Origin of the sequence: Methylobacterium sp. WL120, from assembly GCF_008039465.1 — a bacterium.
Taxonomy (GTDB): domain Bacteria; phylum Pseudomonadota; class Alphaproteobacteria; order Rhizobiales; family Beijerinckiaceae; genus Methylobacterium; species Methylobacterium cerastii.
The window spans coordinates 1-10,897 of sequence record NZ_VRUT01000158.1 but is presented as its reverse complement, the minus strand read 5'-3'; the positions used below and the strand labels follow the sequence as shown (position 1 = coordinate 10,897).

Genomic DNA, 10,897 nt, shown 5'->3' with positions numbered 1-10,897 from the left:
GCCCGGCGCACCTTGCTGGCGATCGCGTCGGAATCGTCAGTGAGATTGATGCGCGAATTGTCCGAGGCGTCGGACTTCGACATCTTCTTGGTGCCGTCGCGCAGGCTCCTTCCTCGTCCCCTCCCCAGACCTCCGGGCGAAAAACCCTGGTGGAGGCGCCGGCCAACGCCGACGACGTGGACGCGGTGACGTTGCCGGCCAAGCCCGCCGCGATCCTGGCCGGCAAGACGAAGTGGGACGAGGCGGTGCCGAGCCTCAAGGAGGCCTTCGCCCGGATCGAGGCCGACCTGGCCAAGGCCGGCATCGCGCCGACCGGTCGCCCGCTCGCGGTCTTCACCCGAACCGACGACGACGGCTTCGCCTACGAGGCGATGATCCCGGTGGCGTCCGCGCCCGACCCGGCGCCGACCGCCGCCGACGGCCTGCGCTTCGGTACCACCCCGTCCGGCAAGGCCCTGCGCTTCCCGCACAAGGGCTCCTACGACGACATCGACGGCACCTACGAGACCCTGACGACCTACCTCGACGCCAAGGACATCGTCGTCCAGGACCGCTTCATCGAGGAATACGTCACCGACCTCGCCGACAAGGCCGACGACAAGCTCGACGTGAACATCTACGCGCTGACCCGTTGAGCATTTCCAAGCGAGGTGGATGCCGGCTCGCGTGAAGAACATGTTCTAACCCTGCGGCATCGGGCTGGGGAACCGGCGGGAATCCTCTCGGATTCCGCCCCCATGCCCAGCGCGAACCGCCACGACCTCTTCGCCGCCGCCCGCCCTCTCCGCGCAGCCGCGGCGACGGATGGGCCACCCGCCGACCTTACGGCGAAGGCGCTGGAGATCCACCGCCGGCTGTGCCCGGTCTACGGTTGCCCGATCCCGTACTTCCACAGCCTCGATCCGCTCTCCGAGCTGGTCTCGTCGCTGCTCTCGCACCGCACCCGCAACGCCGATTCGGGCCGTGCGTTCAAGGCGTTGCGCGCGCGCTTTCCGGACTGGGCGGACCTGCTCGCCGCCCCGGTGGACGCGATCGAGGAGACGATCCGCGGCGTCACCTGGCCGGAGCTGAAGGCGCCGCGCATCCAGGCCGTTCTGCGGGCGGTGGAAGCGCGCCACGGCGGCCTGTCGCTCGACTTCCTGGGGGAGATGACGGTGGACGCGGCGCGGGCCTGGCTCGAGGCGATCCCCGGAATCGGCCCCAAGACCAGCGCGGCGGTGCTGTCGTTCTCGGTGCTGCGCATGGCGGCTCTGCCGGTGGACAGCCACCACCACCGCGTCGCCCAGCGCCTCGGGCTGATCGGTCCGAAGATGGATGTCGGCCCGTCGCACCCGATCTTGAGGTCGCAGCTTCCCGCCGACTGGTCGGCCCAGGACCTCTACGACAACCACGAGATCCTGATGCTGCACGGCCAGCAGGTCTGCCACCACCGCAAGCCCGCCTGCTGCCGCTGCGTGCTCGTCGACCTCTGCCCGAGCGCGCAGGTGGCCTACCGCGAGCCATAGACAATAGCGGTCGGTCGAAGCCGCGTTCAGCAACTTGAGGGCGCGAAGAGCGCTCGCGGAGGAGCGGGCCTTTCAGGACTTCGGTCCTGCAAAGCGTAGCGGGGCGAAAGTTTGTGCTCGTGGAGGCGGGCGTCGGCGATTGAGGGCGTCAGAAAGACAGGGCCAGCGCTTTCAGGCGATTGCCCTGAGCCGTAGTCGCCCCTCGCCTTGACCGGCTCGTCCCCCGGGTGCCAGAAACCCGCCCTTCCAGGGACGCGAGATCGCCTCGGCCCGGCATTCGAGGGACCGCGCCGATGGCCGCGTTCAAGGAACTGGTGTTCTCGGGCGTGCAGCCGACGGGCAACCTGCATCTCGGCAACTACCTCGGGGCGATCAAGCGCTTCGTCGAGATGCAGGCGCGCGAGGCGCAGTGCCTGTACTGCGTCGTCGACCTGCACGCGATCACCTTGTGGCAGGACCCGGAGGCGCTGAAGGGTCAGATCCGCGAGGTCACCGCCGCGTTCCTGGCCGCCGGCATCGATCCGAAGCGCTCGATCGTGTTCAACCAGAGCCAGGTGCCGCAGCACGCCGAGCTCGCCTGGGTGTTCAACTGCGTCGCGCGCCTCGGCTGGCTCAACCGCATGACCCAGTTCAAGGACAAGGCCGGCAAGGACCGCGAGGCGGCCTCGATCGGCCTGTACGCCTATCCCGTGCTGATGGCCGCCGACATCCTCGCCTACCGCGCGACGCACGTGCCAGTCGGCGAGGACCAGAAGCAGCATCTCGAGCTGACCCGCGACATCGCGCAGAAGTTCAATACCGACTTCGCCGGCTCGATCGCAGCGCACGGGCACGACGAGGGCGCCGGCTTCTTCCCGATCACCGAGCCGCTGATCGGCGGGCCGGCCGCCCGGGTGATGAGCCTGCGCGACGGCACCAAGAAGATGTCGAAGTCCGACGCCTCGGACAATTCGCGCATCAATCTCACTGACGATTCCGACGCGATCGCCAGCAAGGTGCGCCGGGCCAAGACCGATCCCGACGCCCTCCCTTCGGAGGCCGCTGGCCTTGCCGGCCGGCCGGAGGCCGACAACCTTGTCGGCATCTTCGCCGGGCTCAAGGGCACCACCCGCGACGCGGTGCTCGCCGATTACGGCGGCGCGCAGTTCTCGGCCTTCAAGGGCGCGCTCGTCGAGCTCGCCGTCGAGACCCTGGCGCCGATCGCCGCCGAGATGAAGCGGCTCACCGCCGACCCCGCCCACATCGACGCGGTGCTGGCCGACGGTTCGGAGCGGGCCGAGGCCATCGCCGCGCCGACGCTCGATGCGGTCAAGGACATCGTCGGCTTCGTCCGCCGCACGCGGCTGCGCAGCGTGTGATGGCGGTCCGGGCCCTGATCTTCGACGTCTTCGGGACGCTGGTGGATTGGCGCTCGGGCGTGGCGCGTGAGGCGGAGCAGCTGCTCGCGCCCTATGCCCCGCAGCTCGATGGTGGTGCCTTCGCCGATGCGTGGCGGGCGCGCTACGGGCCGTCGATGGAGACGGTGCGCTCCGGCGCCCGCGGCTACGTCGACCTCGACGCGCTCCAGGCGGAGTCGCTGCCCGCGGTGCTGGCTGCCTTCGGGATCGACGGGGTTCCCGAGGCGGTCCTGGCCGACCTTGTCCTGGCCTGGCACCGGCTCGATGCGTGGCCGGAGGTGCCGGATGCGCTCGTGCGCCTGCGGGCGGTCCACCTGCTCGCGCCCGTCTCGAACGGGCATGTCCGGCTGATGGTCGACCTCGCCCGGCGCAACGGCTTCACGTTCGACGCCATCCTCGGGGCGGGCTATTCCCGCGACTACAAGCCGAAGCCCGCGCTCTACCGGGACGCGGTCGCGGCCTTGGGCTTCTCGGCCTCCGAGACCTTGATGGTCGCAGCGCATTCGCACGACCTCGCGGCTGCGGCGCGGCATGGGCTCTCCACCGCCCACATCGCCCGCCCGCGCGAGCACGGGCCGGCCGGCGGCGAGACCGCGCCCGGCGTGCCGGCGACCTATGCGGCCGCCGACCTCGCCGACCTCGCGCGCCAGCTCGGCGTTTGAGACCTACGCCTCGCCGCGGGCGACCAGCGCCTCGTATTCCGGCACCTCCAGGCGGCCCTCCTTCGCGACGCGGGCCTTGTCCGCGTCGGAGATCACGTCGCCGGCCAAGTCCAAGCGCTTCCACGCGGCCAGCGGCGTCTCGCGGCCCGGCGTCGGGACGTACTTGTTCTGCGCGACCTTCTCGTACTTGTGGATGTAGCGCGGGCAGTTGACCCAGATCTTCACCACGTCGACGCGCACCAGGTACTTGGCCTCGGTGTAGTGCGCCATCAGGGGATCGTCGCGCAGCATTTTCGCGGTGCCCTGCACGCGGACGCGGTGCGGCGTCTCGAAGTCGATGAACAGCAGCCCGACCTTGGCCTGCCCCTCGATGTTGCCCATCGAGTAGAACATGCCGTTGCCGTCGAAGCCCGGGAACACCAGCGTGTGGTCGTCCACGACCTTCACGAAGCCGGGGCCGCCGCCCTTGTACGACACCGTCGGCATGCCGTCGGGATCGACGGTGGAGAGGAAGAACATGTCGCGCGAGCCGATGAAGGCCGCCTCGTCGTCCTGGATCCTCTCGTGCACCCACTGGGTGTCGAGGCGGTCGGCGAGCTTGGTGGTCTTGAACTCCTGCTGGAGCGCGCGGTGCGCGTCCGAATAGAGCGAGGCCATGGTTTCCTCCCGAGCCGGCCGAGCCTCCGCGATCCTTGCGTCGCGGAGTTGTCTCGGAATTTCGCGGCGGCACTGTCCCCGCAAACGTCGGCGCGGGCAATTGCCGAGTTTGCCCGCCGCATGAAAAAGGCCGGCCCCGCTTTCACAGGGCCGGCCTTCGGTGTTGGTCGGCCGTCGGAAACGGCTCGACCGAATTTCAAAAAAGTCAGTTCTTGGTCTTGTCGACCAACGCCTTCTCGGAGATCCACGGCATCATGCCGCGGAGCTTGGCGCCGACCTCCTCGATCGGGTGACGGGCGAGCTTGGCGCGGGTGGCCTTGAACGAGGTCTGGCCGACCTTGTTCTCCAGCATCCAGTCGCGGGTGAACTTGCCCGACTGGATGTCGTCGAGGACGCGCTTCATCTCGGCCTTGGTCTCGGCGGTGACGATGCGCGGGCCGGTGACGTACTCGCCGTACTCGGCGGTGTTCGAGATCGAGTAGTTCATGTTGGCGATGCCGCCCTCGTAGATGAGGTCGACGATGAGCTTCACCTCGTGCAGGCACTCGAAATAGGCCATCTCGGGGGCGTAGCCCGCCTCGACCAGGGTCTCGAAGCCGGCCTTGATCAGGTCGACGACGCCGCCGCAGAGCACGGCCTGCTCGCCGAACAGGTCGGTCTCGCACTCTTCCTTGAAGGTGGTCTCGATGATGCCGGCGCGCCCGCCGCCGTTGGCCGAGGCGTAGGACAGGCCGAGGTCGTGAGCGTTGCCCGAGGCGTCCTGGGCGATCGCGATCAGCGTCGGCACGCCGCCGCCGCGCAGGTACTCGGAGCGCACGGTGTGGCCGGGGCCCTTCGGGGCGACCATCAGCACGTCGAGGTCGGACCGCGGCTCGATCAGGTTGAAGTGCACGTTGAGGCCGTGGGCGAACAGGAGGGCGGCGCCCTGCTTCATGTTCGGCTCCAGCGACTCCTTGTAGATGTCGCCCTGCAGCTCGTCCGGGGTGAGCATCATCACCACGTCGGCCCACTTGGCGGCGTCGGCGACCGACATCACCTTGAAGCCCTGGCCCTCGGCCTTCTTGGCGGTGGCCGAGCCCGCGCGCAGGGCGATGGCGATGTCCTTCACGCCGGAATCGCGCAGGTTGAGCGCGTGGGCGTGGCCCTGGCTGCCGTAGCCGACGATGACGACCTTCTTGCCCTTGATCAGGTTCAGGTCGGCGTCGCGATCGTAGTAAACCCGCATGGTGTTGGTCCTCTCTGGTGAAGGGGTGTGGTTAGCGCTTGGACTGGCCGTAGAGGGCCAGGAACTGCTCCACCGCGCGGGCGGCGTCGCGTCTGATCTCGGCGGCGTCGAAGGTGATCGCATCGCCGAGCAGAAGTCTGATCTGCACGTCGCGGCCGACGAGGCCGAAGAAGGTGCGGAAGGCGGTCTCTGTGTCGTCGAACGCGAGCAGCCCCGCCGCGCGGCCCGCCTCCAGCACCGGTTTCAGCCGGTCGCCGATCGCGAAGCGCCCGTTGGCGAGGACGATGCTGCCGAGGTTGCTTTTGCGCGACGCCGCGTCACCGATGGCGATGCGGTTGAGGGCGATCGAGGCCCGGCTCGAGATCACGCCGAGCCAGGTCGTCGCGAAATCGCGCAGGCTCTCGCTTAGAGTGGCGACGTCGAGGGCGTGCGCCTCGTACTGGCCGGTGCGCACGCGGGAGGCCTGCCATCGCACCGTCGCGATGAGCAGGCCATCTCGGTCGCGGAACCACTTGTACAGGGTCTCCTTGGAGCAGCTCGCACGGCGCGCGACCGCATCCATCGTGAGCTGGTCGCCCTCCTCCACCATCAGGTCCAGCACCGCGTCCAGGACGGCCTGCTGGCGGACGGAAGGGGTCGCGTCGTGGATCGCCGAGCCAGATGCCATCGTGCGCTGAAACCGTACCGTACCGTACGGTTCGCCTGATAGGGCGATTCGTTTCGGATCGCAAGGGCGACGGTCTGGGGATGCCTTAGGCCGGAAGCGGCAGGCCTTCGCGGGCGAAGACGGCTTGCACGGCCGGCCGTTCGGCCATGGCGCGCGCGTGGGCGGTCCAGGCCGGGAACCGGGCCGGCATGTCGAAGCGCAGGGTCGGCCCGCGGGCCCAGACCCAGAACACCATCAGGTAGGCGTCGACCACGCCGTAGCGGTCCTCCACCGCCCAGCCGCCGTTCGAGAGCCTGACCTCGGTCATCGTGCAGAGGTCGCCGAAGGTGTCGGCCGCCTTGGCGCGGATGCCGGGCAGCGCCGCCTCGTCGTCGCTGTAGCGCTCCGCCCGCCGGATGTGGGCGTAGGCCGGGTGGTGGTTGGTCGCGAGCCAGCACAGCCACTCGTCGGCCACCGCCTGCGCCTTCAGGTCCTCGGGCCAGAGCCGCGCCTCCGGGTGCGCGCGGGCGACGTGGCGCAGGATGGCGCTGTTCTCGGTGAGGACCCAGTCGCCCACGACCAGGGCCGGCACCCGGCCGCGCTCGTTGATCGCGAGGTATTCCGGCGCCCGCTGGTCGCCGGCGGCGAGGTCGAGGCGCACGGTCTCGTAGGGCGCGCCCGCTTCCTCCAAGGCGATGTGCGAGGCGAGCGAGCAGGCGCCGGGGGCGTAGTAGAGGGTCGTCATGGGCGTGCACCGTCGTCGCTGAGGAGGCTGAGAAGCGTCGCGAGCCTGCCGCGGACCTCGGCGAGGACCACGTCCGGCACGAAACCGAGTGATCTGAGAATGCGTGCGTCCCGATCGATCGAGCGGACCTGATCGACCAGCACCGCGCCCTCCGCCGCGAGACCAGCCGGCAACATCACCTTCGTCGGCCAGGGATCGCGGTTCCGGGTGATCGGGCAGACGATGACGCGGCGAGCCAGCAGGTGCATCTCGTCGTTCGAGGCCACCAGGGCCGGACGGCGGCCGTTCTGCTCGGTCCCGCGGACGGGCTCCAGGTCGACGAGGAGCAATTCGCCGGGACGCGCCCGCCGCTCAGCGGGGGTCGTCATCGTCGATGATCTCGGATCCGCGATCCGGTCCCCAATCGACGGTGGGAGGCTCGAACGCGGGTCCGAGGCGGCGCGCTTCCGCGACCATCTCGGCCATCGTGAAGACCGGGATCCCGTTCACGTGCCGGCGGCCCTGAGCGTGAGGGCCGGCATCGGTCGTCGTGACGATACAGTCCTTCGCCGTCACCTCGACGGTCTGGCCCTCGCTGAGGCCATGCGAGCGGACGTCGTCCGCAGACAACCGGACGGCGAACGCCTGACCAGATCGTTCCAGTTTCCCTTCCATCCCGACGCTCCTTTCGCGAGCCGGCACCATCATAGCGCCGGCTCTCGCGAAATCACATCGGGTCGGCGCCCCGGCCCATCGCGGCGATGCCGGTGCGGGAGATCTCGACGAGGCCGAGCACGGTCATCAGGCGGATGAAGCGGTCGATCTCCTCGGTCGCGCCGGTGAGCTCGAACACGAAGGAGGTCAGCGTCGCGTCCAGCGTCTTGGCGCCGAAGGCGGCGGCGAGCCGCAGCGCCTCGCCGCGATGCTCGCCCTGCCCCGCCACCTTCACGAGGCACAGCTCGCGCTCGAGCGCGCTGCCCTGGAGGGTCAGGTCGACGACCCGGTGCACGGGCACGAGGCGGTCGAGCTGCGCCTTGATCTGGTCGATCACCGCGTTGGTGCCGGCGGTGACGATGGTGATGCGCGAGAGGTGGCGCGCCTCCTCCGTCTCCGACACCGTCAGGCTCTCGATGTTGTAGCCGCGCCCCGAGAACATCCCGGAGATGCGCGCGAGCACGCCCGGCTCGTTGTCGACGATCACGGCGAGGGTGTGCCGGTTGACGGCCTCGATCTTGCCGGCGTCGGGATAGTGGGTGTTCATGGCGTTCATTGCGGGGCGCGTCCTCGTCGTCCAGTTCGTCCAATCCGCGGCCTCGCACCCCTGGGGCGAGGCGGGCGCGGCTGCGCGTCGCCGCCGATGCGGCGGATCGCGGCCCGACCGCAGGGTCGGGCCGCCACCGAAGGCTACACCAGCATCTTGCCTTCCTCGGAGATCACGTCGCCGATCTCCATGCCGGTCTCGCCGAGGTAGTCGGAGAGCAGCATCTCGTTGTGCGCCTTGCCCGACGGGATCATCGGGAAGCAGTTTTCCTTCTTGTCGACGATGCAGTCGAAGACGACCGGGCCGTCGTAGTCGAGCATCTCGGCGATCGCCGCGTCGAGGTCGCCCGGCTTGTCGCAGCGGATGCCCTTGGCGCCGTAGGCCTCCGCCAGCTTGACGAAGTCCGGCAGGCTCTCCGAGTAGCTCTGCGAGTAGCGCGAGCCGTGCAGCAGCTCCTGCCACTGGCGCACCATGCCCATGTACTCGTTGTTCAGGATGAAGATCTTGACCGGCAGGCGGTACTGCACCGCGGTCGAGAGCTCCTGCATGTTCATCAGGATCGAGGCTTCGCCCGCGATGTCGATGACCAGGCCCTTGGGATGGGCCAGCTGCGTGCCGATGGCTGCAGGCAGGCCGTAGCCCATGGTGCCGAGGCCGCCGGAGGTCATCCAGCGGTTCGGCTCCTCGAACTTGAAGTACTGCGCCGCCCACATCTGGTGCTGGCCGACCTCCGTCGTGATGTAGGTCTCGCGGTCCTTGCACGCCTCGTAGAGGCGCTGCACCGCGTGCTGCGGCTTGATGATCGTGCCCGAGGGCCAGTAGGCGAGGCACTCGCGCGCGCGCCAGGTGCGGATCTTGGCGAACCACCCGTCGAGGTTGGACTTCTCGGGCCGCGCCGGCAGGGCGTGCCAGGCCTCCAGCATGTCGGACAGCACGCTCGCGCAGTCGCCGACGATGCCGACGTCGACCTTGACCACCTTGTTGATCGAGGAGGCGTCGACGTCGATGTGGATCTTCTTCGAGAACGGCGAGAACGCGTCGAGGCGGCCGGTGATGCGGTCGTCGAACCGCGCGCCGACGCAGATCATCACGTCGCACTCGTGCATCGCGAGGTTGGCCTCGTAGGTGCCGTGCATCCCGAGCATCCCGAGGAACTTGTCGTCGGAGGCCGGGAAGGCGCCGAGCCCCATCAGGGTCGAGGTGACCGGGTAGCCCGTCTCGGCGACGAGTTCGCGCAGCAGGCGCGAGGCCTCGGGGCCGGAATTGATCACGCCGCCGCCGGTGTAGAAGACCGGGCGGCGCGCGCCCGCCATCAGCTCGACGGCCGTACGGATCTTGTCCGCGTCGCCCTTGACCGCTGGCTTGTAGGTCTTGTGGCCGTCGACCGAGGGACGCTCGTAGAGCCCACTCGCGAACTGGATGTCCTTGGGCAGGTCGACGACGACGGGGCCGGGCCGGCCGTGCGAGGCGACGTAGAAGGCCTCGTGCAGGATGCGCGGCAGGTCGTCGATCGATTTGACCAGGTAGTTGTGCTTCGTGCAGTGGCGCGTGATGCCGACCGTGTCGCACTCTTGGAACGCGTCTGTGCCGATCAGGTGCGTCGGGACTTGGCCGGTGATGCAGACGAGCGGGATCGAATCGAGCAGTGCGTCGGTCAGGCCGGTGACGATGTTGGTCGCGCCCGGGCCCGAGGTGACGAGCACGCAGCCGACCTTGCCGGACGAGCGGGCATAGCCCTCGGCGGCGTGCACGGCGCCCTGCTCGTGGCGGACCAGCACGTGCTTGACCGCCTCCTGGTGAAAGAGCGCGTCGTAGATCGGCAGCACCGCGCCGCCGGGATACCCGAACAACGTGTCGACACCCTGATCCTTAAACGCCCGGATGACCATCTCGGCCCCGGTCATGACCTCGCCGCCCATCGTCTTCCTCCTACTCGTCTTGCTGGTCTTCGTCGTCTCGATGTCGTCGATCGGGCGCGGGCAACAAAAAAGGGCCCCGCGAGGGACCCTGCATGCGCCACCGCCCGGATCGCGGCCCTGAGTTCAGGGCCGCCCCGTCGGTGGCGCTTCCGCTACGATAAGGATCGTCTTCATCGCGATCGATCTTTCGCCCAACGCAGGCCGCCCGGATGGCGCTCCGCGTGAAAAGTGACGGATGTCTTAACGAACGCTCCGGCGATGGTCAACGGCATTCGGGCGGGGCGCGAGGTCTTCATCAGGGATCGGGCCTCCGCGAAGCATTTGCCGCATGCCGGCCCCAGGGCGCGTCGCGCGATTGCCCCGGCTCGGCGCCGGGCCTATCAACGATCCTCATATCCTCAGCCCAGCGAGCGCGAGTGCACGGAACGCCGGTGGCCCAGCCCGAGACGGCCTCGCTCAGCTACCTGCTCCTCGACGTCGCGGGCACGCCCTGCGCCCTGCCGCGCTCTGCGGCCGGCGAGGTGCTGCCGCTGCCGGACCTGTTTCGCCCGCCGGCCGCCGGCGGGTGGCTCGCCGGCTTCCTCAACCTCGGCGGCGATCCGGTGCCGGTCGTCGACCTCGCGCGCCTCCTCGGCCTGCGCGAGGGGGCGCACGATCCCGGCCCCTACGCCCACTTGATCCTGACGCCGGACGCCGCCGGGGCCTGGCTCGTCGACCGGGTGACCGACCTCGTGACCATCGAGCCCGAGGCGATCCGGCCGGTGGCGGCGCAGGCGAGCCTGAACGGCTGCGTGTCCGCCGAGATCGCCCAGGGCGACCGGCTGATCCACGCCCTCGACCCGGAGCGCCTGCTCGGCGCCGAGGAGCGCGCCCGGGTCGGCGCCCTGACGCGGGCGGCGAA

General features: G+C 69.2%; 12 protein-coding genes and 2 pseudogenes. 5 read left to right on the top strand and 9 right to left on the bottom strand.

From position 1 onward, the window contains the following. Positions 1-107 (bottom strand): annotated as a pseudogene (locus tag FV229_RS27590) (tryptophan--tRNA ligase); the annotation flags it as partial. Positions 108-137: 30 nt separating this feature from the next. On the opposite strand from FV229_RS27590, the pseudogene FV229_RS22100 reads away from it, so the two are divergent. The 4 genes and pseudogenes from FV229_RS22100 to FV229_RS22085 all read left to right on the top strand — a co-directional run. After that, a pseudogene (locus tag FV229_RS22100) lies at positions 138-635 on the top strand (GyrI-like domain-containing protein); the annotation flags it as partial. Positions 636-737: 102 nt separating this feature from the next. Beyond that, positions 738-1,505, top strand: a complete 768-nt coding sequence (locus tag FV229_RS22095; protein WP_147754023.1) for a Fe-S cluster assembly protein HesB — start codon at positions 738-740, stop codon at positions 1,503-1,505. 293 nt (positions 1,506-1,798) lie between these two features. Beyond that, positions 1,799-2,863, top strand: a complete 1,065-nt coding sequence (trpS, locus tag FV229_RS22090; protein WP_147754022.1) for a tryptophan--tRNA ligase — start codon at positions 1,799-1,801, stop codon at positions 2,861-2,863. After that, the gene (locus FV229_RS22085) at positions 2,863-3,564 is read left to right on the top strand and encodes a haloacid dehalogenase type II (protein ID WP_147754021.1); all 702 of its coding nucleotides are present in this window, start codon (positions 2,863-2,865) and stop codon (positions 3,562-3,564) included. Before trpS ends, FV229_RS22085 begins: the two co-directional genes overlap by 1 nt. Positions 3,565-3,567: 3 nt before the next feature. On the opposite strand, the gene FV229_RS22080 is transcribed toward FV229_RS22085, so the two are convergent. From FV229_RS22080 to FV229_RS22045, 8 genes are all read right to left on the bottom strand, one after another. Then, the gene (locus FV229_RS22080; protein ID WP_147754020.1) at positions 3,568-4,221 is read right to left on the bottom strand and encodes a pyridoxamine 5'-phosphate oxidase family protein; all 654 of its coding nucleotides are present in this window, start codon (positions 4,219-4,221) and stop codon (positions 3,568-3,570) included. Between the two features lie 205 nt (positions 4,222-4,426). After that, the gene (gene ilvC / locus FV229_RS22075; RefSeq protein WP_147754019.1) at positions 4,427-5,446 is read right to left on the bottom strand and encodes a ketol-acid reductoisomerase; all 1,020 of its coding nucleotides are present in this window, start codon (positions 5,444-5,446) and stop codon (positions 4,427-4,429) included. A gap of 31 nt (positions 5,447-5,477) precedes the next feature. After that, entirely contained in the window at positions 5,478-6,113 is a 636-nt protein-coding gene (locus FV229_RS22070; protein ID WP_147754018.1) for a TetR/AcrR family transcriptional regulator C-terminal domain-containing protein, read from the bottom strand. Positions 6,114-6,198: 85 nt separating this feature from the next. After that, entirely contained in the window at positions 6,199-6,837 is a 639-nt protein-coding gene (locus FV229_RS22065) for a glutathione S-transferase (protein WP_147754017.1), read from the bottom strand. Beyond that, on the bottom strand, positions 6,834-7,205 hold the full coding sequence (locus FV229_RS22060) for a type II toxin-antitoxin system PemK/MazF family toxin (protein ID WP_147754016.1): 372 nt from the start codon (positions 7,203-7,205) through the stop codon (positions 6,834-6,836). Before FV229_RS22060 ends, FV229_RS22065 begins: the two co-directional genes overlap by 4 nt. Continuing rightward, a complete protein-coding gene (locus FV229_RS22055) occupies positions 7,189-7,491 on the bottom strand; it encodes a MazF family transcriptional regulator (RefSeq protein WP_147754015.1) in 303 nt (100 codons plus the stop codon). Before FV229_RS22055 ends, FV229_RS22060 begins: the two co-directional genes overlap by 17 nt. A 52-nt stretch (positions 7,492-7,543) precedes the next feature. Continuing rightward, the gene (gene ilvN, locus FV229_RS22050; RefSeq protein ID WP_147754014.1) at positions 7,544-8,086 is read right to left on the bottom strand and encodes an acetolactate synthase small subunit; all 543 of its coding nucleotides are present in this window, start codon (positions 8,084-8,086) and stop codon (positions 7,544-7,546) included. Positions 8,087-8,220: 134 nt separating this feature from the next. Then, positions 8,221-9,996 carry an acetolactate synthase 3 large subunit gene (locus FV229_RS22045; RefSeq protein WP_147754013.1) on the bottom strand — a complete coding sequence of 592 codons (1,776 nt, stop codon included), beginning with the start codon at positions 9,994-9,996 and terminating at the stop codon, positions 8,221-8,223. 431 nt (positions 9,997-10,427) lie between these two features. Here FV229_RS22045 and FV229_RS22040 point away from each other — a divergent pair. Next, on the top strand, positions 10,428-10,897 hold a 470-nt coding region (locus FV229_RS22040; RefSeq protein WP_246688287.1), incomplete at its 3' end, for a chemotaxis protein CheW.